This window comes from Halomonas sp. AOP7-B1-5 (assembly GCF_052353045.1).
GTDB lineage: Bacteria > Pseudomonadota > Gammaproteobacteria > Pseudomonadales > Halomonadaceae > Vreelandella > Vreelandella colorata.
Window position 1 is genome coordinate 1 of record NZ_JBQTDC010000012.1, and the last position, 25,590, is coordinate 25,590.

Sequence of the window (25,590 nt, forward strand, 5' to 3'; positions counted from 1 at the left end):
GCCGCTGTAATCAGCGGCTTATTCGTAATAGGTGGCGGAGGGACAGGGATTCGAACCCTGGGTAGGTTATTCACCTACGCCGGTTTTCAAGACCGGTGCATTCAACCGCTCTGCCATCCCTCCGGCTTATGGGTGCGTATATTAACAGTATTCCCTTGGAAGTCAACACCTTCTAGCGAAATCAATACAATCGAAGGCCCACACGGGTAATCGTACCCTTCTCCATATCGCTGACGACCCAGTGAATGCCGTGCCAGTCGACATCATCACCGATGACCGGGTGCCCGCCTACGCGCAGGGCCACGAATTCGGCCAAGGTCATGTCATGCTCGCCGGGGCTTAACGTTAAGCCATAGGCTTGAGCGACATCCAGCATCTGTGCGCTACCTTCGAGCGTAAACGTGCCGAAGAAGGCGCGCTCCTGCTTGAGCTTGGCATCACCATTAAACAAGCGGTTTAGCGCGTGAAGATCTTCCGTGCGCCCAATGACACAAATGACATCTCCCATTTTTAACCGGGTGCTGCCTTTGGGGTGGAGCATGGCGTGATTACGAAACAGCGCTGAAATCAGCGCGCCCGAAGGAAAGCGCAGCAGTCGGATGGGGACATCTTCAAGATCCCGATTCTCGACCATATAGACAAACATTTCAAAATCGTTATCTGGCAAGATACCCAATGGCCCTCGGCGGTTGGGAGTCGTGCCCGCCGGCACTTCCACTTTTAGCCAGCGCGCCATAAGCGTCAGCGAGCCGCCCTGTATCAATAGCGACATCAACACAACGGCAAAGGCGACATTAAAATAAAGCGAGGCATTCTCAACCCCACCGATAACCGGGAAGATGGCCAAGACAATCGGCACTGCGCCCCTTAATCCCACCCAGGCAATAAAGAAGGTTTCCCGCCAGCGGAACTTGAAGAACGGCTTGATCGCGATAAGTACCGCCACTGGACGCGCGATAAAAATAAGCGCCAGCGCCACTAAGCCAGCGGGCAACGCCACATCCCACAGCTGGCTAGGCGTCACTAAAAGTCCTAACACAAGGAACAGACCGATTTGGCTTAACCAGGCCAAGCCATCGTGCACGGGAAGAATAAAGTTAAGGTGGCGGCCAGGCTGATTACCAATCATGAGGCCTGCTAGGTAGATCGCTAAAAACCCGCTGCCGCCCAGCACGCTGGTTAACCCAAAAACGCTAAAGCCCAAGGCCAGGGCCAGCATGGCATAAAGGCCCGGCGCCAAATCCAGCCAGCGCAGCAGTTTTGCGCTTAACCAGCCACCACCTAAGCCGACAATCAAACCGATACCAAACTGAGAAATAAAGAAAATGAGGGTTTCAACAGGCCCACCCATGTCGCCGACTAATAGTTCAACCAGCATCAAGGTAAGGAAGATGGCCATCGGGTCGTTGGTGCCGGACTCGATCTCAAGCGTGGCGCCTACCCGCTCGTTGAGATTCACCCCACGTCCACTCAACATTGAGAAAACGGCGGCGGCATCGGTTGAGCCCACAATCGCGCCTACCAATAGCCCTTGCACCAGGCTTAAATCGAACACCCACATCGCGATCAAGCCCACGATCGCACTGGTTATGAATACCCCGAAGGTGGCAAGCGACAGCGCTGGTTTAAAGCCTACCCGGAATGTTTTAAGCCGCGTGCGTAAGCCACCATCAAGCAGGATCATGGCCAGCGCCAAGTGTCCGATAGTGAAGGCCATCGCGTAATCATCGAAGACGACCCCCAGCACCCCCTCTTCGCCCGCCAGCATGCCCAGGCCCAGGAAGATAAGCAGCAACGGTACGCCTACCATTGATGATAGGCGGCTCGCTAATATGCTGAGCGCCATTAAAGAACCGCCGACTAAAAAGAACGTATAGATCGCGTCCATGTCTCTCCATCTCTACATCAATGCCACGCTATTATTACACGCCACTATTAAATTTACTGCGTCAACTCAGTAAGCTAAAGCGACAAGGGGCTGGTCATCCAAGGATTGACAGGGCTAAACTCCGCCGTCTAGATATCAGGAGTGACCGATTATGTTGTACTGCCTTTCACGTTATGGGCATTCACGTTTATTGATGGTGATGTTTTGTTTATTGTTTCTATTTTCATCAGCTTACGCAGAGGAAGCGGATATCCAAGAGGAGCAGCCAGCGCTTTCCTTGGAAAGTGATATCCTGTTCCTTGACACACTTTCGCCGCCTACTGACAGCGAAGTAGTCAATGAAGTGCCCGCCGCGGCTCTCTCGCTACCCCCCCCCCTTGAGCCACCACCGCTGAAAAGCGTCTCAGTGATGCTCGACTGGTACTTAAGCCCCCAGCATGTCGCTTTGGTGGCCGCTCAAGAGCGTGGCTTATTTACCGCACAGGGCATGGATGTGGAGTTACAGACCCCTGCAGACCCCACCATTGCTATCAAACTGCTGGCAGCGGGAGAAGTTGATTTAGCCCTCACGCGCCAGCCAATTCTGCATTTGCTGGTCCATGAGAATATGCCCATCACGCGCATTGCCACGCTGATTGAGACCCCGCTGAATGCCGTTATTGTAAAAGGTGAGACTCAGCCTGAAAATGCCACCCAGCTTTCAGGGCTTCATTATGGATACTCCACCCGAGAAGGTGCCGATATCCTAGTTCCCGAGCTGATTCCGCGTTCTGTTCGCCAGACGGATGCTTTCTTATCTCCACAGAGCGTGCATTTTAATCCAGTCAGCGCATTTGATGAGGGCAATATTGATGCGATTGCTGATGGCTTTTTTCATTTTTTACCTCAACAGCTAGCTGCCAATGGTATCACCACACATACCGTCCGTTATCGAGATTTAGGTATCCCGCGTCATGATGGTTTGATTGTCATCGCCAATAGTGACTCTTTGGCTAGACAAGCCAATACGTGGTCACGTTTTTTAATTGCCCTGGATGAGGCGAGCGATTGGATCGTGGAAAACCCAACCCAGGCATGGCAGCTATTAACAGATGCTCACCCAATACTTGATAACCCCATCAATGCCGACGCATGGCAGGATATTTTACGCAGAATCGCGTTAAGTCCTGCGGCACTGGATACCCGTCGCTATGCAGCGTTTGAAACTTATCTTCTAAAAGAAGGCCTAATCGACGCTGAACTGCCCATATCTCGTTTAGCCGTTGACCCTCATACCCTTTAATACAGGAGCGCTATGGCCAGTGCGCTGACAGAAACACCGCTAGTCTTTATTGACCTGGAAACCACCGGAACTAGCGCAACGCGGGACCGGATTACTGAAATTGCCGCTCTTAAAATCATTAACGGGCACCAGGTAGATAGCTGGTCTAGCTTGATCAATCCTGGTATTAGAGTGCCGCCAAATATCAGTCAGCTAACCGGCATCGACGATGACATGCTCGTCGATGCCCCCTGCTTTGAAGACATTGCCGAGTCGCTGCGCGTTTGGCTGGGTGAAGACCACCGCTTGGTTGCCCACAATGCACGCTTTGACTATAGCTTTCTGCGTAACGCCTTTAAGCGCGTAGGCATCGAATATCGAACGCCGATTATCTGCACGCTGCGCCTATCTCGCCGACTGGCTCCGCTGGAGCAACAGCATAATTTAAAAGCCTTGCTTGAACGCTATGGCATTATTAACTTGCGCGCGCATCGGGCAAGTAGTGATGTGAACGCGCTGTGGTCACTTTGGCAGGCTTGGCAAACGCACTATGCAGACGACACATGGCAAAGCGTACTGACTGAGGAGCAACGACACCGCACGTTGCCTGCCCATTTGGATAGCCGTCAGTTGGAAGGGTTGCCCGAATCGCCTGGGGTGTATTTCTTTTATGGACATAATCGACTCCCTCTGTACGTGGGCAAAAGTGTCAATTTGCGCCGCCGGGTATTGAGTCATTTTCAGCGTGACCATCAAGACAACAAAGCCATGCGCCTCGCGCAGCAAATTCATCACATTGAGTGGGAAGAAACTGCGGGCGATCTGGGCGCGCAACTGCGTGAAGCCCAGCTGGTAAAGTCGATGATGCCGATTATGAATCGCCAGTTACGCAAACAACGCAAGCTAACCACCTGGCACTGGCCGTCAGGGGAAAACTACCCCACTCTGGTTAACGGCGACGCACTGAGCCAACCCACCGACGGGGCGCTCTTCGGGCTTTTTCGCAGTGCCAGAGACGCCAAGGATACGCTACGTGCAACGGCCGAAGAACATAAGCTTTGCCTTCAGGTGCTGGGCATTACCAAAGGCAAAGGCCGCTGTTTTGCCCGCCAGTTAGGTAAATGTAATGGCGCCTGTGAAGGTGTGGAGACGTTGCAGGCGCATACCCAGCGAGCCCAGTACGCGTTGGCACAGCTGCAGATTAAGGCGTGGCCCTGGGAAGGACGAATTATTATTCAAGAAAAACCCGTGACGGGTGGGAAAAGCGCCTGGCATGCTATCGATCACTGGTGCTACCTGGGCAGTGCCGATACGTTTAAAAAAGCTCAACGTCTATCCGGCGCCATCCCGGCTTTTGATATCGACAGTTATCGTATTTTGAACCGTTTTTTACGTGCCCCGGAACAGCATGGGCTGACCGTTAAAACCTGTGACTAGCTGCCATGGTTAAGAGCGTTTAACGACAATCCCACTGGGCTTCAGTGTTCGTGATGTTCAATAAAAGCTTCAACCGCCTGCTGGAACGCTTCTGGCTGTTCTGCATGCAGCCAATGGCCAGCATTTTTTAGCGTTACAACCCGCGCCCCCGGCAGCACTTCACGCAAAGCAGGCAGCAAATCGTCGGTAACGTAGTGTGATTCAGCGCCACGCAGTACAAGCGTGGGTCCCTCAAAGGGGCCGTCGCCCGCAGGTAGGCCAATAATATCACCATAGCCGCGCTGGATTTCATCAAGCCCGATACGCAGCCCTAAAATGTCTTCCTCGTTCCGGGCTAAATTAGTAGCTAAAAAAAGCCGTGTGGAGCGCGAGTCCACATGTTCAGCCAACAGGTCATCCGCTTCACGGCGATTTTTAGGCTGCCCTTCTCTAACGCGTTTAAGCGCTGCAAAAACATCATCATGGCCATGCTGATAGACCACCGGTGCAATATCGCCGACCGTCAGCGTTACCACGCGCTCAGGTGCCAGTCTGGCCAAACTAATAGCAACTTTCCCGCCCATTGAATGGCCCAGCACATGTGCCTGAGTAATGGAAAGCTTGTCGAACAGAGCCAGCACGTCCTGGCTCATCGTGGCATAGCGCATATCGTCGCTATGCGGTGATCGGCCGTGATTACGTAAATCTACCGCAATGACACGCCGCGAACGCTGCCAGGCTTTCAAGTGGGAACGCCAGTTATCGGCGCTCCCCATTAAGCCATGAATCACCACCAGGGGCGTGGAATCGGGAGCGCCCTCACTGTCCATTTCCAGGTAATGAAGGTCAACCGTGGCAGCGTCAGTCATATAAACTCCCTAAATAGTGATTAAACAATAAACCCGCAGGCCATTATCTCATTACCTATAAGCGCTAAGCCACTCTACTACGCCATACGGGGGGAGAGATCAGTTTGCCCGGTCCAGACCACCAGACGGCGTGAAAGCCAGGCCAGCAGCAGACCGTATAGAGGTAGAAAGAACAGCAGGCTGATAGCGAGTTTTATCGCGTAATCAACGGCAGCAATCTCGATCCAGTTGGCCGCCATAAAGGCATCAGGGCTGTTATAAAACGCCGTCGAGAAGAAAGCGTAGGTATCAGCAAGGTTTCCCAGCACCGTTGAGCAAACAGGGGCTATCCACCAAGCCAACTGGCGCAACCGATCAAACACCTGCACATCTAACAGCTGCCCAATCACGTAGGCAAGAAAGCTTGCCAGCGCAATCCGGGCAACAAATAGATTCCATTCACCCAGTGCTTCAATCCCGGCAAAGCTTCCGCGTGGGAAGACCACGGAAACCACATAAGAAACCACCAGAGCAGGCAGCATCACCCTTAAAATAATCGCCCGGGCGGCGCTTTTACCGAAGAGCCGAACTGTTAAATCGGTGGCTAGAAAGATAAATGGAAAGCTAAACGCCCCCCATGTGGTATGAAAACCAAATAGAGTAAACGGAAGCTGAACAAGGTAATTACTGGCAGCAATAATACCGATATGGAAGGCAACCATTACCAAGAGGCAACGGCGGTACTGCGTATCACTTAAGGCAAACATGCAAGATGACCTTTTTTTACAAGCCAAGAGGGGTTAGGGAACCCTCATAAGAAAGCGCATAGCGCTGCTGGGCGCGCATTATACGCTTTCTTAACCGCAATAAAAGCCAGCTGCCCTGCTTGAAGCAGCTCACCGTAGCTCAATCGAGAGGCGTTGCCTTATTAGCCGTACCGATAGCACGCTCGCACATGGCAGTATGCACCTCATCAAGGCTTGAAGGATCATCAATGGTCGACGGAACCCCAAAAGCCTTACCGTCCGCGATATTGCGCAACAGCTTGCGTAATATTTTGCCCGAACGGGTTTTAGGCAGCCGGTTAACTACCAAAACCTGCTTAAAACAGGCAATAGGGCCGATATAGTCGCGCACGCGGGCAATAAGTTCGGCTTCAAGCGTTGCTTCATCGCCATTAAAGCCATCTTTAGGAATCACCAGACCAATCGGAATTTGCCCCTTGAGCACATCATGAATGCCGATAACCGCGCATTCAGCCACGGCAGAATGCGCGCCTACGACCTCCTCCAACTCGCCGGTCGATAGCCGATGCCCGGCAACGTTAATAACGTCATCGGTACGCCCCATGATAAACAGGTAGCCGTCGTTATCGAAGTAACCACCGTCGCCGGTCAGGTAATAACCCGGGAAAGCTGCCATGTAGGCGCTATGAAAACGCTGAGGGTCGCGCCAAATACCGCTTAAGCACCCAGGCGGCATGGGCTGCTTGATGACCACACTGCCCTGCTCCATCGGGGCTGCCGGTTCGCCATCACGCCCTAGTACGGCGACATTAAAACCCGGCACAGGGAAGGTTGCAGACCCAGGTTTGATAGGCATTGAATCAAGCCCCGGCTGGTTGGCGGCAATCGGCCAGCCGGTTTCGGTCTGCCACCAGTGGTCAATTACCGGCACATCCAGCAGATCATCCAACCAATGAAAGGTAGGAGGGTCAAGCCGCTCGCCCGCGACAAACAGGTGCTTCAAGCTACTGATGTCGTACCGGGCAAGCAGTTTGGCATCTGGGTCAGCTTTCTTGATCGCCCGGAAAGCCGTAGGCGCGGTAAAGAAGCTTTTAACCTGGTACTCCTCAATGACTCGCCAAAAGCTCCCCGCATCGGGCGTATTTACCGGCTTGCCTTCATAAACAACGCTGGTGCAGCCACGCAGCAGCGGTGCATACACAATATAGGAGTGGCCAACCACCCACCCCACATCAGACGCGGTAAAAAACACGTCGCCGGGGTCCAGGGCATAAATTGCCTGCATCGAGTACTCAAGCGCCACGGCGTACCCCCCCGTGTCACGCACTACCCCTTTGGGCTTACCCGTTGTGCCTGAGGTATACAGAATGTAAAGAGGATCCGTGCTAAGTAGCGGAACACATTCAGCAAAAACGGCTTTGGCAATGATAGCGTCCCAGCAGTGATCAAGTGCCGTCAGCGTTGCCGGGCATATGTCACGCTGATAGACCACGCAGGCATTAGGCTGATGGGCACTTAAGCCAAGCGCCTGATCAATAATCGGCTTGTAGGGAATTACCTTATCCACCTCAATACCACATGAAGCGGCAACCACCACTTTCGGCTCGGCATCATCGATCCTGACTGCCAGCTCATGCGGGGCGAAGCCACCAAACACTACTGAATGCACCGCACCTAAGCGTGCACAGGCATACATGGCCACCAGCGCTTCGGGAATCATGGGCATATAGATCACCACACGATCGCCCTTTTCGACGCCCAGCGCGGAAAGCGCCCCGGCGAAATAAGCCACCTGATCACGCAGCTGCTGATAGGTGAGGGTTCGTTTGGACTGGGTGACAGGAGAGTCCCAATAGATTGCAGGTTGGTCAGCTCGGCCATTTTCAACATGGTAATCAAGCGCGGCATAGCAAAGGTTTATTTCGCCATCGCTAAACCAGCGTGCGTGCTGCTGGTCGTCATACGTAAGAATTTGGGTTGGTGGGATAAACCACGGCAGACGTTTGGCTTGCTCGGCCCAGAACTGCTCGGGCTGTTCATTCGCTTGCAGGAAGGCTTCTTGGTAGCGGCTCATAACGACCCTATTTTTATTGTAGTAACGAACTTTACTGTAGTAACGCAGCGAGGCTCATGACTGACACTGTATAAAGTAAACGCAGACTCTTCCTTCATACTATGGGCTAGAAGCCCACCTAGGGGATTAAAAAGTGACTAAAGATGTAGAACGATTTTAAAGGCGGGCTCTTAGAATTATTTATAGCGGGTTCAAGAGCTGCTTTAGTCGTTGACAAAGAAGCCAAAATCTACCATTGATTAATCGTTAAACGAATGCTTGGACAAAACTCGCTAAATTACCGATGATTAAATTAACAATCTTCGCGCCGCGACGATGCCATAATAATTTATAAAAATGCCATTTATAAAACGCTGCAATGACCACACCCATTCAGTGTAGGCAAGGAGATCATCATGTCTGCGTCCTCAAGCGCTGCACGTCTGCTTGAAAATAACTGCCAGGCCCTTGAGGCAGGCACTAACCTTCTAAAGGCCTTGGCGAATGAAAAAAGGCTGCAAATTCTGTGTCTGCTGGCAGAGAAAGAGCTATCGGTCACGCAAATCAATCAGCAGCTTTCACTTAGCCAATCGGCACTCTCACAGCATTTAGCAATTTTACGACGCGATGAGCTGGTCAATACAAGGCGGGAGTCACAAACTATCTACTACTCGTTGAGTAGCGATAGCGCCAAAGCGATTTTAAACACCCTGGCGCATCACTATACGACATAAAAGCCAGACGGCTTCTTAGCGGCGCTGCCAGCCCGATGCTTCCAGCATGCTGAAAGCTTTTAGCATGGCACTTTCAATACCCGCCGATACCGCCAGACCAAATTTCCGGCTGATGGTTTTCGGCGGCTCAAGCCTGACCCGGTAGACCTTAGCGTCTGCCATACGCTCAACCAAGTAGGCCTCGCTGGTGCCCACGCTATCAATCAACCGGTTCGAGAGCGCTTCACTGCCGTACCATATCTCGCCTGTTGCCAGCGTCTCGATATCCATATCAGGCCGATGTTCGCTGACGTAATCCTTAAACAGGCGATGGGTGTTTTCCAAATCTTCCAAAAACTTTTCACGGCCCTCTTGGGTATTTTCCCCGATCACCGTTAGCGTGCGCTTATATTTACCCGCAGTGAGTAATTCAACATCAATATCGTGACGTTTAAGCAGGCGGTGAACGTTAGGTACCTGCGCCACCACGCCAATCGAGCCGATCACCGCAAAGGGCGCAGCCTTAATATGCTGAGCCGTACAGGCCATCATATAGCCCCCGCTCGCTGCCACCTTGTCGATGCAAACGGTAGTCGCAAGCCCCGCGCTTTGCAGCCGGTCCAGCTGAGCCGCGGCCAGCCCGTACGCGTGGACAAGCCCACCCGCTGATTCCAAACGTACCACGACCTCGTCACTGGGCTCGGCAACATCAATGATCGCCGACACTTCCTGGGCAAACTGCTCGGTTTGAGAGGCCTTAATATCGCCGTGAAAATCCAGTACCCACACTCTGGATTTTTGCTCAACGCTGTCTTTGCTCTTCGCCGTTTTTTGGCGATTTTTATCTTCCTGGCGAAACGCCTTGATCAGCTTTTTACGGGCGCCCTGCTCCGTTGCCGCAACGCGAAGGCGCCGCTTACGCGACCGGCGCTGGTCATTTAACGGCTCAATATGGAGGTTAAGGTCGCCTTCATGAGAACCTTTGCTACGTAAGACAAGTAAGGCTCCAAGACCTAACAGCACCACCACAATCGTGGTTTGCACCACGAAAGTGCCCATTTCTGCCATCCATTCACTCACGTACACTCTCCTATGACGAGGTTAAACTGTCGCTTGATATCAATTCATACGGCTTGATTAAAACAGTTGTTTAAAATACTCTCATTCACATTCATCGGGTCATTAGTCACCCATTTATACGTAATTTTTCTGCAAATGGAGATATTGTCATGTCAGTTAACACGCTTGAAAAGCTGCAAGCCCGCTTTAATCCTGAGGCCGCCGAAGGCATGGATGAAGTATTCCAGTTCCACTTTTCGGATGCTGGCGACCACTATTTAGTCATCAAGGATCGTACTCTGGATGTTCAAGAAGGCGAACACGACGATCCATCGGTCAGCCTGAGCATGAGCACTGACACCTTGAAAGGCATCATGAGCGGTGATATCAACGGCATGACTGCCTTTATGACTGGCAAACTTAAAGCCACCGGTAATGTTATGTTGGCCACCAAGTTAACCAGTCTGTTTCCAGGTTAATTCACAATAGCGTCGTGATGACTAGCTGATTAGCGCCAACGCGCTAAATGCGTTTCAATTAATTCACGTGAAATGGAATACGGCGGCGGCAGCGACGGAAGCTGCCGCGGTGAAAACCAAGCCGCGTCGCTAATTTCAACACCATCGATTTTTATACGCCGTGTAGTGGCCTCCGCAAAAAAACCAAACATCAGTGAGTGTGGAAATGGCCATGCTTGGCTTTGATAATAGCGCAACTGATCAACGTGCACGCCCACCTCCTCAAACACCTCACGATGAACGGCCTCCTCGGCTGATTCACCCGGCTCAATAAACCCCGCCAGCGTCGAATAGCGCCCGGGAGCAAAACGCGGGCTGCGAGCCAACAACATCGCCTCACCGCTGGTTACCAACGTAATAATGCACGGTGAAATACGCGGATAGTTGCGATGCCCACACGCATAGCAATGCATGGCAAATTCCGCAGCCAACTTGGTAGCCTGTGCGCCGCAGCGCCCGCAGAAGCGATGGTTTTCAAACCAGGCGCCCACCTGCAAAGCCGTAGAAAGCAGGCTAAACCAGGAAGCAGGTAGCTCTGCCATCCATTGCCGCCCATCAACCCAGTCATCACCGGGCTCTTTTTCAATCAACAGCGCCACCGGCTCATCATCCCAGTAGCACAGCGGCTGCATCTGCTCCGTCCACGGCTGAAAGGGCTGTAGCGGGGTCAGCGCCTGATCACCCGTTAATGGAGCGGGCGCCAAGTGGCTTCGCGAAACGTAAACGACTCGTCCTTCGCGTGCATCATGCGGAATTTCACGCCTAAGCATTGTGACCACTTTCCTCAAACCAATTGAGCTTATGAGCCTGGCATTTAGCCTGGTGGGCCGCATGCTCTTCAGCGGTAGGCCGCACCACGCGCAGTTGCCCTGGGCTAAGGCTCAAGCGTTGAACCGAAAGGCCCTCGCTTGACGAGTTAGCCTGCTGTTCTTTCGAAGAAGCTTCCGAGTCAAGCGTTAATGCCGTTTGACCACCGGTCATGGCCAGATAAACGTCGGCTAGAATCTCGGAGTCAAGCAAAGCTCCGTGAAGTACGCGGTGGCCGTTATCGATATCGTAGCGCTTACATAGCGCATCCAGGCTATTACGCTGGCCGGGGTGAAGCTCCCGCGCCATGGTGAGCGTATCCAGCACTCGACAATACTGACGAACGGGCCCTAACGGCGTGCCGCCGCGCTGCTGGTTAAGCCTGCCAAACTCGTGATCCATAAAGCCCACATCGAACGGCGCGTTATGAATTACCAGTTCCGCCCCTTCGATAAAAGCCCAGAACTCGTCGGCAATCTGGGCAAACACCGGCTCGTTGGCGACCTTTGCATCATCAATCCCGTGAATCGCGACGACTTCGGCGTCAATGTGGCGTTCAGGATTAATATATTGATGGTAAGTACGCCCGGTAAAACGCCGGTTGATCATCTCAACGGCGCCAATCTCTACAATACGATGGCCATCTTTTGGGTCGATACCGGTCGTTTCGGTATCCATGATTATTTGGCGCATCACGCTCTCCTCTGATGTTGCTCATCGATTGCTTCATTAGCGAGCTCGTCGGCTCGCTCATTACCTGGATGGCCACTGTGTCCTTTTACCCAGTGCCACTCAATCGTGTGGCGATGGGTCTCTTCATGCAGCTCTTTCCACAGCTCGGCGTTTTTAACGGGCTGCTTGGCAGCCGTTTTCCAACCCCGTTTGACCCAGTTATGTATCCACTGAGTAATCCCCTGCCGGACATATTGGGAATCCGTCCATAACGCTACTTCACACGGTTGGTTAAGCGTACGTAACGCCATGATCGCGGCCATTAATTCCATACGGTTATTGGTGGTGTCAGCTTCATAGCCCTTTAGGGTTTTCTCATGCTCGCCACTAAAAAGAATGACGCCCCACCCCCCCGGGCCTGGGTTACCTCGGCACGCACCATCGGTATATACCGTGACCTGTGGTAGGCGCTCGGCCGCTTGATTACTCACTCTGTCTATCCTTTATTGGCTGGCGTTGGCTCAATGTGTCTTGATGAGACTGGCAGTGCGACGGTTTGCCGCTGCGCGTAGCACCCAGGGACGAGGAGGAAACCGGGCTTGGCAGCGTAAATCTTACCCGCTTGACGTGAGCTGATTGCTGACGTCGCTGCGCCTTAATCATATAGCTCTCCCCCCACGGCAGGTTGTGTCGACGCCCCGTAGTCTCCCACCCTTCACGACAAGACGACTTCATCAAGCCTCTAAAACAGCAATAGTCTACGCGCTCGACCTCAAAATCGACAAACGCCAACCAATCGCGTAGCCGGCCAGGCTTATGCCGCTCACCGTTCCAGGGGAATGCCGGGCGACGCTTGCGCCATCGGCGCGTCAACCCATTGATCCCCATTGGGTTGAAGCCAAACAGCACTAGTATGCCGTTGTCGGCGGTTACCCGCGCCGCTTCCTGTAACGTGTGGTGGGCATCGTCCAGATGCTCTAGCCAATGATGGATGATCACCACATCCATGCAGCGATCAGGTAGCGCTAGATGGTCAGAGGGGCACACTAGCGTCGACGGGCTGGTTGCCAGTTCATAGGTTGGCGCCCAACGAATGGCATGCGGGATCGCTGACATGGTCATTAGGTCAGGTCCCATACTCATCTCTAAACTATGCCGCCCAGCCCGGCTTTCAACCACCGGCCCCAGGCAGGCGCGCTGCATGTCCCAAAGCGAGCGTCCGGCATCGGTTTGCCAGTAAGGCTGGCTACTTATCAAGCGCTTGGCGATTGTAGTGGCCCTTGTCGAATTTGACATGAACAGCGCTTACCTCCAAAGTAACGGCTTTTTAACGACATCTCTGCGTCTTTTCAACGTACTTAACAGCAGAATTGCAACCCTAAAAGGATCTCGCCCATGATGAGCGTGACACCGATTCCCGCCCTTAGCGACAACTATATTTGGCTATTAAGACAAGATACCAGTCAAAGTGTTTGCGTGGTGGATCCAGGTGACGCTGATCCTGTTATTGAACTTTTAGAGCGCGAATCACTGACGCTGGATACCATCCTTATTACTCACCACCACCACGATCATACCGGTGGACTGGCCAAGTTGATCAAACGTTACTCGCCCCATGTGATTGGCCCCGAGAACCCAACCATTAAGGGCATTAGCCAAGCCGTGGGTGAGGGCGACCAAATTCGCATTATGGGCCGCCTGTTTGAAGTCATGGCAACGCCGGGCCATACGCTTGACCACATAAGTTTCTATACGCCGGGTATACCGGCGCTGCTGTTTTGCGGCGACACCCTGTTTTGCGCGGGCTGCGGCCGCTTGTTTGAAGGCTCGCCTGAACAAATGCATACCTCGCTGAACAAACTAGCGGAACTACCTGACGATACGCTGGTCTTTGCTGCTCATGAGTATACGCAGGCAAATCTTGTGTTTGCCCAAGCAGCTGACCCAGAGAATGACGACGTGACATACGCCTTAAAGGAATGCGAAAAGGCCAGGGCGCTAGACCGCCCCACCTTACCCAGCACGATAGGACGCGAGCTGAAAATTAATCCCTACCTGCGTGTAAGCACACCGAGCGTGCGCAATGCGGCAGGTGAACAGGGTGCTAATGATAACGACATCGCGACGTTCACCACTCTGCGTGAGTGGAAGAACCGATTTTAAGAATGCTATCGAAACCAAACGAATGACACTATGACCTATCGAACGATTCGCCAGCGCTTACTGCTAAGCGCTGGCAGTACGCTAATTATGGGCCTGTTACTGGCCGCTGCAGCAAACTCACAAGCGTCAACCCCCGCGTATAATACGTCCTATACGCCCACGGCATCCGACGACGTCGGTACACCCGTAACAGTGCAACCCTCCTCGTTTCACAGCCATTTTTGGGAAGCCTTAACGCTGGAACCGCAGGATGCCTGGACAAAATTGCGCGCAAGCTTTCAATGGCAGGACTTGACCCTGCCCGCCGACGCCCAGGCCCGGGTTGATGAATGGATCGAGTACTATCGTTCAAGCCCACACAATATTGCCACCATTACCGAACGCGCCACCCCCTGGCTTGCCTGGATCACTCAGCAGGTAAGTGAACGCGGCCTGCCCGGTGAAATAGCGTTAATTCCTTTCGTGGAAAGCTCTTTTGATCCCAGCGCCAAAAGCCACCGCGGTGCCGCAGGGCTGTGGCAATTTATGCCGGGTACAGGCGATGCATTAGGGCTAGTGCGTAACGGTAACTACGATGGCCGATTAGACGTTATCACCTCCACCGCGGCCGCGCTGGACTACCTGGAAATGCAGGCCGATGAGTGGTATCACGGCGACATTATGCTTTCATTAGCCGCTTATAACGCCGGTGCCGGCACCGTTAATCGCGCACAGCGTAATGCACAAGCCCAGGGGTCGGTAGGCGATTACTGGGATCTTGCACTGCCGCATGAAACCATGCAGTACATCCCCAAGCTCAAAGCCATCGCCACTATCATCAATAACCCTGAGCAATTCAACGTCGCCTTGCCAGACATCACTCTGGATCCCGTGTTTGCTAAAGTTCAGCTTGAACAACCGCTTAGTATTGCTCAAGCTTCCCAGCTTTTAGACGTTAGTCAATCAGCGCTAGCCGAGCTAAACCCTGGTCTGCTAAATGGCAGTATCGACCCGCGCAACGTACAAACGCTGCTGGTCCCCGAAGAAGTCGATACTCAAGTGTTAGCTCAGCTTTCTCCGACCACATCTACTGAGCTTGCCTCTACCCAAACGCCGGATATTCATCGCGTTGAAAGTGGGGACAATCTGTCAGCCATTGCCAGCCGGTACAATGTCACTCAGAATGACTTAATACGCTGGAATGCCCTCGACCGCCCGGAGGCTTTACAACCAGGCCAGCTCCTGACCCTTTCAGGAAGTTGAGTTGAAAAACTCTGATCACTTGGGACGTAACCGATGCCGCGTGGTGTTCTGTTTGTAAAGACGTTTTTAATCGTCAACTGTTTGCTGTTGAGCCTTTCAGCCTTTGCTCTCGATACACAGGCTGACTCCCAGGCGGAGGCCATGACAGCAGACGGGGTAACGGCCGCCGATGTATTGCCGTCAAACACCGCGCCCATTGAAACCATGCATGGCTTATCGCTTTATGATAGCCCTGAGCTTCCATCAGATTTTGCCTATTTTCCTCACGTCAATCCGCAGGCGCCTAAAGGCGGTAGCATCACCCACACCGCCGTGGGCAGTAGCTTTGACTCAACCAATCCGTTCATTATTCGCGGTACGCCCGCCACCGGCATATCGCAGATCTACGATACATTAATGGTGAGCAACCCGGGCGAGCCCTTCAGCCTCTATGGCTTGCTAGCCGAAGGCGTGCGTCTGGACCCGAACCGTGAATGGATGGAGTTTGACCTTCGCCCTGAAGCGCGCTTTCAGGATGGCGAGCCCGTCACGGCTTATGATGTCGTATTTAGCTTTAACCTGCTGCGTGAGAAAGGCAATCCGTTTTACGCCAGTTATTATGCCGATGTTGAGCAAATCGTTGCGCTAAACGAGCACCAGGTTCGTTTTGAGTTTTCGAGCACAGAGTCTCGTGAATTACCGTTAATCGTTACTCAGCTCCCCATCCTGCCCCGCCACTATTGGGAATCGCACGATTTCACCGCGCCCACGCTAACTGCACATCCAGGCTCCGGCCCCTATCGTATTAGCGAGGTCGATCCCGGGCGGCGCATCGTTTATCAGCGTGATGAGGACTATTGGGGCAAGGATCTGCCGGTTAACGTTGGCCGCTACAATATTGATCGGGTGATTTACGATTACTATCGTGACAGGGATATCGCCTGGGAAGCCTTCAAGGCGGGCCTGACAGATTTTAGAATAGATGCACGAGCGGCCACTTGGGCGATTGGCTACGATTTTCCGGCGTATCGCGAAGGGTTGGTTGAACGCATTACGATACCTGATGTAAACCCCTCATTGATGCAGGCGTTTGTTTTCAACCTACGCAAAGAAAAGTTTCAAGACCCGCGAGTTCGCGAAGCGCTTAGCCTGACCTTCGACTTTCCCTGGCTGAATACCAATATTTTTTATAAAGCCTACCAGCGCACCGAAAGCTATTTCCAGAACTCAGAAATGGAAGCCGTTGGCCCTCCGTCAGAAGCGGAGCTTGCCCTGCTGGAACCTTTCCGCGAAGAGCTTTTAGCATCTCATCGCTCAGACAGGCTATTTACCGACTCACTGCCTATCGATCAACCGACTGAGATTCGTGACCGGCTGCGCCGGGCACTTGAACTACTTCATGAAGCGGGCTACCAAGTTGAAGACGGCGTATTGGTTAATGAGCAGACAGGAGAACCTCTACGTCTAGAGGTCATGCTTTACGACGCAAGCCTTGAGCGTGTAGTGCAACCAATGCTCCGCAACATGGCGCGCCTTGGGGTACAAACCTCCATGCGAATTGTGGATATCAACCAATACCTCAATCGTCAGCGTAATTACGATTTCGATATCGTGATCAGCCACTTCCCTCAGTCTAACAACCCCGGCAATGAACAGCGTGACTTCTGGAGCAGTGCTGCTGCTGAGGCGCCGCAAAGCCGTAACCGAATGGCGCTTGCTCACCCGGCAGTGGATGCATTAATTGAGGAGATTATTAGCGCGGAGAACCGGGAAGAACTGGATACTGCGACGCGTGCGCTTGACCGCGTGCTGCGCTGGGGATTTTACACGATTCCCCATTATCACTCCGGCGAAACGCGTATTGCGGTATGGGATAAGTTCGGCTACCAAGAGCCTTTCCCAGCGTACGCGATGGATTTAGATGCCTGGTGGGTCGACACCGACCGTGAAGCTGCCTTGCAGCGTCGTCGTTGAGTCTGACCAGGCCACAAAAAATACTAATCACAATATCCAAGTCACACGACTCACGGAGTGCACTGTGGCACGCTATACACTACGCCGACTGCTGTTAATGATCCCCACACTGGTGGGAATCATGCTGCTCAACTTTATGATTGTTCAGGCAGCCCCCGGTGGGCCGATTGATCAGATGTTGGCGCGCTTTGAAGGCGCCAATGCCATGGCCAGCACGCGCCTGGACATGGGGGGTGCCGATGTACAGGTAAATGATGACTCGCGGGGCGCACGCGGCATTGACCCCCGGTTTATCGAGCAGCTAGAACAGCAGTTTGGGTTCGACAAGCCTGCCCACGAGCGTTTTATTGGCATGATGGCGGATTATCTTACCTTCGACTTCGGAACAAGCTTTTTTCGTGATCGCCCGGTTATCGACCTAATGATTGAACGCCTACCGGTATCGGTTTCATTAGGGCTATGGACCACTCTGCTGGTCTACTTGATTTCCATCCCTCTAGGCATCCGCAAGGCGTTACGACACGGCTCACGGCTTGATGTGTGGACCTCAGGGCTAGTGATCGTCGGCTACGCCATACCCGGGTTTCTTTTCGCAATCCTGCTGATTGTGCTTTTCGCAGGCGGCACCTATCTAGACTGGTTCCCGCTGCGCGGATTAACCTCACCGGATTTTGCCGACCTGTCCACCTGGGGCAAGATAAAAGACTACTTCTGGCATATCACGCTGCCGGTGACGGCGGCGGCCATTGGCAGCTTTGCAACGCTAACCATGCTGACTAAAAACAGCTTTTTAGACGAGATTCATAAACAGTACGTACTGACGGCGCGTTCCAAAGGAGCCACCGAGCAGCGCATTCTGTATGGCCATGTGTTTCGCAACGCCATGCTGATCATCATTGCGGGTTTACCGGCCGCCATGATCGGTATTTTCTTTACCGGCGCGCTGCTGATTGAAGTCATTTTCTCACTCGATGGTTTGGGACTGCTGGGGTTTGAGGCCGTGATGCAGCGCGATTATCCGGTAATTTTTGGCACGCTTTTTTTATACACGGTGATTGGATTGCTGCTTAAGCTGATTTCCGACCTGACCTATATGTGGGTAGATCCGCGTATCGACTTCGCTTCAAGGGAGTCGTGAAGATGTCTATCAGTTCACGGCTTTCACCGATTACGCTGCGTAGGCTTGCGGCTTTCAAGGCCAATCGCCGGGCGCGCATTTCGCTCTGGTTATTTGGCGTACTGTTTATTTTAAGCTTATTTGCTGAACTCATCGCCAACGACAAGCCGCTCATTCTGCATTACGACGGCCAGTGGTACGCACCGCTGCTGGTTGACTATCCAGAAACCGAGTTCGGCGGTTTTTTACCCACTCGAACAGATTATCTGGACCCTTTTATTCAGCAGCAGATTAACGAGAATGGCTGGGCGCTATGGCCGCTTATCCCCTTCTCCTATCAAACGCTGGATATGCAGATGACAGAGCCTTCCCCCGCGCCGCCCGATACCCGCCACTGGCTGGGTACCGATGATCAAGGCCGCGATGTATTGGCCCGCGTCATTTATGGCTTTCGGCTTTCGGTCGCCTTTGCCCTGGTGTTAACGGCAGGTTCATTGGTAATGGGTGTACTGGCAGGCGGTGTGCAGGGTTATTTTGGTGGCAAGGTGGATCTTATTGGCCAGCGGATAACCGAAATATGGTCGGGTCTTCCCGTCCTGTTTCTGCTGATAATTCTGGCAAGCTTTGTGCAGCCGGGTTTTTGGTGGCTGCTGGGCATTATGCTGCTGTTTTCCTGGCTGGGCCTGGTCGATATTGTCCGCGCGGAATTTTTACGCGCCCGCAATCTGGAATATGTCCGCGCTGCAAAAGCCATGGGGCTGCCTTCACGCCTGATAATGTGGCGCCATGTCCTGCCGAATGCCATGGTCGCCACGCTTACGTTTATTCCTTTTCTGTTTACCGGGGCGATCGGTACGCTGACTGCGCTGGATTTCCTGGGCTTTGGTTTGCCACCAGGCTCTCCCTCGCTGGGTGAGCTTGCCGCCCAAGGTAAAAACAACCTTCATGCGCCGTGGCTTGGGATTACGGCGTTCATGACGCTGGCCATTATGCTCTCGTTACTCGTGTTTATTGGCGAGGGCCTGCGCGATGCCTTTGATCCACGCCACGTAAAACCGCGTCTTAAACCCGCGCAGGAAGCTAACCATGCTTAAACCACTGCTTCGCCTCGACAACCTGACCATTGCTTTTGATGGCGCAGTGGTAGTGGATGCCTTAACGCTTACCGTCAATGCCGGTGAAACCCTGGCTATCGTGGGTGAATCCGGGTCTGGCAAGTCAGTCTCAGCATTAGGCGCCATCAATTTATTGCCCAGTAATGCCGAAGTAAGCGGTGGGCGCTGGCTTGAGGAGACAGACCTTAATAAGCTTACCCGCCGAGATTGGAATGCGGTACGCGGTAATCGTGTTGGATTTGTCTTTCAAGAGCCCATGACCTCGCTTAACCCGCTGCATCGTATAGGCAAGCAGATTGGCGAAGCGCTACGCCTGCATCAGGGGCTTCGCGGGCAGGCAGCGCGTACCCGGTCGAAAGAGCTTCTAGAGCAGGTCAAACTGCCCCGCGCTGATGAGTTGCTTGAGGCATGGCCACACCAGCTTTCTGGCGGCCAGCGCCAGCGGGTGATGATTGCCATGGCCATCGCCAACAACCCGGCGCTGCTGATCGCCGATGAGCCCACGACAGCGCTGGATGTTACCGTTCAGCAAGACATACTCGCCCTTTTAAAAGAGCTTCGCGACCAGCACGGCATGGGTATGCTGTTTATTAGCCACGATCTTAACCTGGTACGCCGTTATGCCGAACGGGTTTGCGTCATGTATCGCGGTAAAATTCAGGAAATAGGGCCGGTTGAAGAGGTGTTTAACAACCCGCAAAGCGACTACACCAAAGCGCTTTTAGCGGCAGAACCTGAAGGCAGGCCTGCGGCACTTGCCGCCACCAAGCCACTACTCACCGCGCGCCAGCTAAAAGTCAGTTTTGAGCGCCCCAAAACGGGATTATTCAAGCGTCAGCCGCCCCCTTTCGAAGCCGTCAAGGCAATGGATTTGACGATTGCTCCAGGTGAAACGCTGGGCATCGTCGGTGAATCAGGCTCGGGCAAAACCACGCTCGCCTCCGCGATCATGCGCCTTGTGCAAAGCCGGGGAGAAATCAACCTGGGCGATGTTCCGTTAAGCCAGTTGACGGGCAATGCATTACGCCGCCAGCGCCATCGTTTGCAGATGGTCTTCCAGGACCCTTATGGCGCGCTTTCGCCGCGTATGCCGGTATTTGATATCGTCAGCGAAGGGCTGCGCTTTCATTACCCTGATTTGCCCCTCAGCGAAGTAACCCAACGCGTGCATCAAACTCTGCATGAAGTGGGCTTACCGGAAAGCTGTGCGGCGCGTTACCCGCACGAATTTTCCGGCGGGCAGCGCCAGCGTATTGCCGTGGCCAGGGCGATTATTCTGGAGCCTGAGCTATTAGTACTGGATGAGCCGACCTCGGCGCTGGACCGCACCGTGCAAAAGCAGCTAGTTACCCTGCTGCGCCAGCTACAGGAACGCCGCCAGCTGAGCTATCTGTTTATTAGCCACGACCTGGCCGTCATACGCGCCATGGCGCACCGTATTATGGTGTTAAAAGATGGTGAAGTGGTTGAACAAGGGTCCTGCCTTGACGTTCTCGCCTCGCCCCAGCACCCGTACACCCAAGCGTTAATTGCGGCCGCCCATTTGCGCCAACTACCTGCTTAACGATTTAAGTGTTTGAGGGAGAATGTTTTATTTCAAGGCAACAAACAAGATAACGGTATAAATTATAGGGGTTTGTTCCGGCGCTATTGCTTGGTGCAATAGCGCCGAGAACGCATGACGTGCTTTAGAAGCTGGCTATTTCTTCTGCGGTTAGCTCACGCCATTCCCCTGGTGCCAAATCATTGGGTAACGTTATATCGCCTATCGATTGGCGGTGCAGCGCATTCACATGATTCCCCAGGGCGACAAACATGCGTTTCACTTGGTGATAGCGCCCTTCGGTAATGGTCAGCTCGGCTTGGGTCGGCGTTAGAAAGCGTAGCAATGCGGGCTGAGTTGGCGTCTCCTCACCTTCAAGCATAATGCCTTCGGCTACCTGGTTAATGGCCCATTCAGCGGCGCTACCTTCTACCGGTTCAGCAAGTTCGGCAATATACACCTTCGCGCAGCGATGGCGTGGCGAGGTAACCCGGTGTGACCACTGGCCGTCGTCGGTGAGCAACAAAAGCCCCGTGGTATCGGCGTCCAACCGCCCTACTGGTTGCAGGCGCTCGACTTTAGGCAGGTCAATCAAGTCGATAACGCGCGGATAAAGGCCCCGCCTGGCGGTGCACTCCACATCCGTGGGTTTATGCATCATAAGGTAGCGAAGCCCGACCAGTTCGAGCTTTTCGCCATTAAACGTTACCTCATCTTGCTCGGTATCAATCTGGGTGGCCGCTTGCTTGATAGGTTTGCCATTTAAGGTAACGTCACCATCTTTAAGCGCCCGTTTGGCCAAGCTACGCGTTAGCGGGGTTGTTTCACTTAGAAAGCGGTCAAGGCGCATTATTGACCCACTCCTGGCAGTAGCGAAAAGCGGTCGGCATCTTGCCAGGCAGGAAATTTTTCACGAAAAGCATCTAATTCCATTTTATCTAGCGTTCCCGTTTCAATAAACGGTGTATTTGCAGGGTGGTCAATGAGCGGTTCGCCCTTAAAATCGACCAGCATGGAGTCACCACTGTAAGCCAGCCCTTTGGCATCTTCCCCTACCCGGTTGACCCCAACGACATAGGCAAGGTTTTCAACCGCTCGGGCTTGAAGCAGCGTTCGCCAGGGTTGGCGGCGCGGCGCTGGCCAGTTGGCAACACAAAGTAGCGCATCATACTCGAAGTGCTCATTGTCTGCTGGCTGCTGGCGCGACCAGACAGGGAAACGCAGGTCGTAGCACACGCTTAAGAGTAATTTAAACCCTTTAAGCTCGACTACTTGCCGGGTTTTGCCCATGCCATAGCGTTCGTGCTCACCCGCCATGCGAAACAGATGCCGCTTATCGTAGTAGCTAATCTCGCCTTCTGGGGTGGCCCATACCATCCGGTTGTAATACTGCCCGTCATCGACAATTGCGACACTGCCGGTCATCACGCAGTTACGTGCCTTCGCCTGGTCCTGCAACCAGTTAACGCTTTGGCTTTCCGCCATCGGCTGGGCCATTTCACGGGAATTCATGGTAAACCCCGTGGCAAACATTTCAGGCAAGACAATAAGGTCGGTGTCGCGGCTGTCCAAATCGCCTAGCAGCTGGGCTAGATGTGCATGGTTTGCCTGCGGATCTTCCCAGCGCAGGTCGCACTGAACAAGGCTCGTTTTAAGCTGACTCATGCCACTTCTCCTTTCGGCCAGTGTGTTTTTCAAATTATGTGCTAGATTAGCATTTTTAGTTAATGAGGCTGCTATGCTTTCCACGTCAACTCGCGATCCCCAGGCAGTCAAAGGCGTCACGTTTGGCTTAACTGCCTACATTATGTGGGGATGTTTTCCGCTATTTTTCGCGCTGTTTGACGGCATTCCAGCCTTTGAAATTCTTATTCATCGAATTTTATGGTCGTGCCTTTTTCTGGTTGGCTTGATTACGTTTTTAAAGCGTTGGGCTCCCGTGACCCAAGCATTAAGCCAGCCCAAGCGCCTGGGACGCGTCCTTATCTGTGCATTGCTAATTGCCTTTAACTGGGGCCTTTACATTTATGCCGTCGAAAGCAAGCAGGTGCTCCAGGCAAGCTTAGGCTATTTCTTGACACCTTTGGTCAATGTCGCCCTAGGCATGCTGGTGCTGCGTGAAGTGATGGCCCGCCTACAACTAGTCGCTCTGGGGCTAGCAAGCCTTGCCATCGCCATTCAGTTTGCGATGTTGGGTGAGCTGCCTTGGATCAGCCTGATGCTCGCGCTCAGTTTTGGTAGCTATGGGCTGTTTCGCAAGCAGGTGCCGCTTGATGGTTTGTCGGGGCTATTTGTGGAAACCCTGCTGCTCTTCCCCCTCGCGCTTATAGCGATTAGCTGGCTTAGTTGGCAGGGCGACTCGCACTTTCTTTATGATATGCCCATGAGCGGGCTGCTCATCATCAGTGGCGTATTAACCGCACTGCCGTTAATGGCGTTCGCGGGTGCTGCCCGACGCTTGAGGCTCTCGACGTTGGGCTTTTTGATGTACATCAACCCCAGCATTCAGTTTTTGATCGCGCTAACCATTTTTGGCGAGCCGCTGGGTATGATTCAGCTCGCCACCTTTATCATGATCTGGCTGGGGCTTGCGCTTTACTCATGGTCATCCTGGCAATCACGCCCGCGCCAAGCCGTTGTGAGCTAGCTGATTCTGGCCTGAATGTGATACCGCCAGAGAAACCTCGTCTCTGTCAGAAACACGCTCCGGCTGATAGCCCACGCGAAAACCGCCCCAATGCTTACCGTTAATAAAAATCGGTACGGAAAGGTCATGCATCACCTCACCCGTATCGCGTTTATAGGTTTGTAGTAGTAAGGGCTGGGTATGTGTGCCGCACCGACTGCCGGTAGGATCATCGAAGATGCGCTTACTCCGGCAGTATTTTAAGTCATGCGCACTATCCCCCGTTGGTGCGCGGCTTACCGCAGCATTATGGGTAGGCACGTAGCCGTTGCGGTCACAGGCAATCGCGTAGCTAAGTTCATACCCTGTAAGCAGCGGCTCCTGAAGGTCAGGTAGCACTTGATCGGTAAAATCATCAAACGCCGTACGATACAACGGCGGCTGGGTGCCCGGTATTTTTTGGTAGTCCGGCTGAAATAGCGCTGACTCTGAAAGCGCACCGCTTTTGAGAGCTTTTCAAATAGCCTGCCAATGTGATCAGCGGCTTGGCGTGCCACACTGAATACCTGCTGATGGCGCCCCTGCAGGCGCTGCTGGGCCAGCTCTCCGTCCACCCCTTCGGCTGCCTCCATCAAAGCCCGCGCCTGCGCCGCCAGGTCATGCATATTGCGATTACCTTCATCTACATCGCTTTCCAACTGACGTAGGCTGTCGGCCACGGTTTGACTATGGGCTTTGGTCGTTTCCATGGCGTCAGCGACGCTGGTGATTTCACGCTGAACATGATCGAACTCGTGGGTAATAGTACCCAGCCCCTCGCCTACTTGGCTCATACCCTGGGAGCGCTCGCGGATACGCATCATTAGTGCCCCCAGCGTAGTGGCAACATCCTGGCCGCTTTCGTGCATATCTTTAACCAGCGTCTCGACACTTTGGGTTGCGGTTGAGGTTTTTAATGCCAAGCTGCGTACTTCGCCTGCAACTACCGCAAAGCCCCGCCCATGCTCCCCGGCTCGGGCGGCTTCGATGGATGCGTTAAGTGACAGCAGATGCGTTTGCTCAGCGATACCCTCAATCATTGAGGTGACTTGACGTACTCGCTCAATTTTATCGTTGAGGAGCGTTAACATCTCAAGCGCCTGGTCCGAGCGTTCAGCTACGTCACTCATATCACTGACGATATCGGCAAGCTCAGCGTGATTATGGTGGCTGGATTGACGGGCTTTTTCGGCAAGTGCTGCCACTTGGCTGGCACTGGTACTCACCTGCAAGATAGCGGCATTGATCGCCGCCATGCTGGAGGACGCCTCCCGGGCCATTGTTTCCTGCTTGCCAAGGCGCTGATCCATCAGATCGGCATAGTGTGAAACCTCAGCCGATGCGATGGCCGTACTGCTAGCTCGCTGCATCAGCCGATACGCCATGGCCCGTAGCGAGCCATAATCCTTAAGCGGTTTGAATCCACGCATAGGCTGGGCCAGGCGCTTTTGACTGGCTAAATACACGCTTAGTTGAGTATTGGCGACCATTCCGGCGCCAGCTAACCCGGCACACACAAGCGCAAGATAGGTTAATAGACTGGCCTGCGCTACTAACCAGACCGATAGTCCCAGCAGCGCCAAAGGCGCCAGCAAACGAAGTAGCCGCATGTGGAGTACTCTTTTTTAATTAACGTTATTGAGTAGCGTTACAGATTTGGCGCTTGTAAGCATTTTTCATGAGCTTAACGGGTTACGCTTATGAAAGAAGTAGCACTTTGGGGGAAGAGATAAGTAATTTATCCGGCAACGCCGCAATGATGGCTTTAACGCGTTAATATAGTCATATAAAGAAAGAACTATCGGTTCTTA

At 53.3% G+C, this 25,590-nt stretch carries 22 protein-coding genes, 1 tRNA gene and 1 pseudogene; 11 read left to right on the plus strand and 13 right to left on the minus strand.

Annotated features, from left to right (window positions below):
- Positions 1–32 precede the first annotated feature (32 nt).
- Together ACT3XD_RS08115 and ACT3XD_RS08120 are read right to left on the minus strand one after the other, a co-directional pair.
- A tRNA-Ser gene (locus ACT3XD_RS08115) sits at positions 33–123 on the minus strand.
- 58 nt (positions 124–181) lie between these two features.
- Entirely contained in the window at positions 182–1,888 is a 1,707-nt protein-coding gene (locus ACT3XD_RS08120; protein ID WP_192539055.1) for a potassium/proton antiporter, read from the minus strand.
- 151 nt (positions 1,889–2,039) lie between these two features.
- Here ACT3XD_RS08120 and ACT3XD_RS08125 point away from each other — a divergent pair, with 151 nt between their 5' ends.
- Positions 2,040–3,170 (plus strand): ABC transporter substrate-binding protein, encoded by a 1,131-nt coding sequence (locus tag ACT3XD_RS08125; protein WP_192539056.1) that lies wholly within the window; start codon positions 2,040–2,042, stop codon positions 3,168–3,170.
- A 12-nt stretch (positions 3,171–3,182) separates the two neighbouring features.
- Entirely contained in the window at positions 3,183–4,586 is a 1,404-nt protein-coding gene (locus ACT3XD_RS08130; protein WP_192539057.1) for a 3'-5' exonuclease family protein, read from the plus strand.
- Positions 4,587–4,627: 41 nt separating this feature from the next.
- Here the strand turns inward: ACT3XD_RS08130 and ACT3XD_RS08135 are convergent, their stop codons facing one another.
- The 3 genes from ACT3XD_RS08135 to ACT3XD_RS08145 form a co-directional block, all read right to left on the minus strand.
- Positions 4,628–5,434 carry an alpha/beta fold hydrolase gene (locus tag ACT3XD_RS08135; RefSeq protein WP_192539058.1) on the minus strand — a complete coding sequence of 269 codons (807 nt, stop codon included), beginning with the start codon at positions 5,432–5,434 and terminating at the stop codon, positions 4,628–4,630.
- Between the two features lie 77 nt (positions 5,435–5,511).
- Entirely contained in the window at positions 5,512–6,180 is a 669-nt protein-coding gene (locus tag ACT3XD_RS08140) for a 7-cyano-7-deazaguanine/7-aminomethyl-7-deazaguanine transporter (protein ID WP_192539059.1), read from the minus strand.
- Between the two features lie 139 nt (positions 6,181–6,319).
- Positions 6,320–8,233, minus strand: a complete 1,914-nt coding sequence (locus ACT3XD_RS08145; protein WP_192539060.1) for a propionyl-CoA synthetase — start codon at positions 8,231–8,233, stop codon at positions 6,320–6,322.
- 395 nt (positions 8,234–8,628) lie between these two features.
- Between ACT3XD_RS08145 and ACT3XD_RS08150 the strand changes: the two genes are divergently transcribed.
- Positions 8,629–8,946 (plus strand): ArsR/SmtB family transcription factor, encoded by a 318-nt coding sequence (locus ACT3XD_RS08150; RefSeq protein ID WP_192539061.1) that lies wholly within the window; start codon positions 8,629–8,631, stop codon positions 8,944–8,946.
- A gap of 15 nt (positions 8,947–8,961) precedes the next feature.
- Here the strand turns inward: ACT3XD_RS08150 and sohB are convergent, their stop codons facing one another.
- Entirely contained in the window at positions 8,962–10,005 is a 1,044-nt protein-coding gene (gene sohB, locus ACT3XD_RS08155) for a protease SohB (protein ID WP_192539062.1), read from the minus strand.
- A 149-nt stretch (positions 10,006–10,154) separates the two neighbouring features.
- Between sohB and ACT3XD_RS08160 the strand changes: the two genes are divergently transcribed.
- Positions 10,155–10,463, plus strand: a complete 309-nt coding sequence (locus tag ACT3XD_RS08160) for an SCP2 sterol-binding domain-containing protein (RefSeq protein WP_192539063.1) — start codon at positions 10,155–10,157, stop codon at positions 10,461–10,463.
- A 29-nt stretch (positions 10,464–10,492) separates the two neighbouring features.
- Here ACT3XD_RS08160 and nudC read toward each other — a convergent pair whose 3' ends face one another.
- From nudC to ACT3XD_RS08180, 4 genes are read right to left on the minus strand one after another with little or no spacing between them, the layout of a single operon-like run.
- Positions 10,493–11,272: an NAD(+) diphosphatase gene (nudC, locus tag ACT3XD_RS08165; RefSeq protein ID WP_192539064.1), complete on the minus strand. Its 780-nt coding sequence runs from the start codon at positions 11,270–11,272 to the stop codon at positions 10,493–10,495.
- A complete protein-coding gene (gene dnaQ, locus ACT3XD_RS08170; protein WP_192539065.1) occupies positions 11,265–12,002 on the minus strand; it encodes a DNA polymerase III subunit epsilon in 738 nt (245 codons plus the stop codon). The genes nudC and dnaQ overlap by 8 nt, the downstream gene beginning before the upstream one ends.
- Complete coding sequence (gene rnhA, locus ACT3XD_RS08175) at positions 12,002–12,472, minus strand: ribonuclease HI (protein WP_018916204.1); 471 nt, start codon at positions 12,470–12,472, stop codon at positions 12,002–12,004. Before rnhA ends, dnaQ begins: the two co-directional genes overlap by 1 nt.
- Entirely contained in the window at positions 12,465–13,277 is an 813-nt protein-coding gene (locus tag ACT3XD_RS08180) for a class I SAM-dependent methyltransferase (protein ID WP_192539066.1), read from the minus strand. Before ACT3XD_RS08180 ends, rnhA begins: the two co-directional genes overlap by 8 nt.
- A 99-nt stretch (positions 13,278–13,376) precedes the next feature.
- On the opposite strand from ACT3XD_RS08180, the gene gloB reads away from it, so the two are divergent.
- The 6 genes from gloB (at position 13,377) to ACT3XD_RS08210 (ending at position 21,135) form a co-directional block, all read left to right on the plus strand.
- Entirely contained in the window at positions 13,377–14,144 is a 768-nt protein-coding gene (gene gloB, locus ACT3XD_RS08185; RefSeq protein ID WP_192539067.1) for a hydroxyacylglutathione hydrolase, read from the plus strand.
- Between the two features lie 30 nt (positions 14,145–14,174).
- Complete coding sequence (locus ACT3XD_RS08190; RefSeq protein WP_192539068.1) at positions 14,175–15,386, plus strand: transglycosylase SLT domain-containing protein; 1,212 nt, start codon at positions 14,175–14,177, stop codon at positions 15,384–15,386.
- Positions 15,387–15,527: 141 nt separating this feature from the next.
- Positions 15,528–17,339, plus strand: coding sequence for an extracellular solute-binding protein (locus ACT3XD_RS08195; protein ID WP_412767950.1), 1,812 nt, complete (start codon positions 15,528–15,530; stop codon positions 17,337–17,339).
- A gap of 64 nt (positions 17,340–17,403) precedes the next feature.
- Positions 17,404–18,477 (plus strand): microcin C ABC transporter permease YejB, encoded by a 1,074-nt coding sequence (locus ACT3XD_RS08200; RefSeq protein WP_192539070.1) that lies wholly within the window; start codon positions 17,404–17,406, stop codon positions 18,475–18,477.
- Between the two features lie 2 nt (positions 18,478–18,479).
- Positions 18,480–19,550, plus strand: coding sequence for an ABC transporter permease (locus ACT3XD_RS08205; protein ID WP_192539071.1), 1,071 nt, complete (start codon positions 18,480–18,482; stop codon positions 19,548–19,550).
- A complete protein-coding gene (locus tag ACT3XD_RS08210) occupies positions 19,543–21,135 on the plus strand; it encodes an ABC transporter ATP-binding protein (RefSeq protein ID WP_192539072.1) in 1,593 nt (530 codons plus the stop codon). Before ACT3XD_RS08205 ends, ACT3XD_RS08210 begins: the two co-directional genes overlap by 8 nt.
- Positions 21,136–21,259: 124 nt before the next feature.
- Here the strand turns inward: ACT3XD_RS08210 and ACT3XD_RS08215 are convergent, their stop codons facing one another.
- Together ACT3XD_RS08215 and ACT3XD_RS08220 are read right to left on the minus strand one after the other, a co-directional pair.
- Positions 21,260–21,964 carry a pseudouridine synthase gene (locus tag ACT3XD_RS08215; protein WP_192539073.1) on the minus strand — a complete coding sequence of 235 codons (705 nt, stop codon included), beginning with the start codon at positions 21,962–21,964 and terminating at the stop codon, positions 21,260–21,262.
- Entirely contained in the window at positions 21,964–22,779 is an 816-nt protein-coding gene (locus ACT3XD_RS08220; RefSeq protein ID WP_192539074.1) for an amidohydrolase, read from the minus strand. Before ACT3XD_RS08220 ends, ACT3XD_RS08215 begins: the two co-directional genes overlap by 1 nt.
- Before the next feature lie 73 nt (positions 22,780–22,852).
- On the opposite strand from ACT3XD_RS08220, the gene rarD reads away from it, so the two are divergent.
- Positions 22,853–23,761: an EamA family transporter RarD gene (gene rarD, locus ACT3XD_RS08225; protein WP_018916214.1), complete on the plus strand. Its 909-nt coding sequence runs from the start codon at positions 22,853–22,855 to the stop codon at positions 23,759–23,761.
- Here the strand turns inward: rarD and ACT3XD_RS08230 are convergent.
- Positions 23,732–25,389: pseudogene (locus tag ACT3XD_RS08230) on the minus strand (methyl-accepting chemotaxis protein). The gene rarD and the pseudogene ACT3XD_RS08230 sit on opposite strands and share 30 nt — an antisense overlap.
- Between the last annotated feature and the right edge of the window lie 201 nt (positions 25,390–25,590).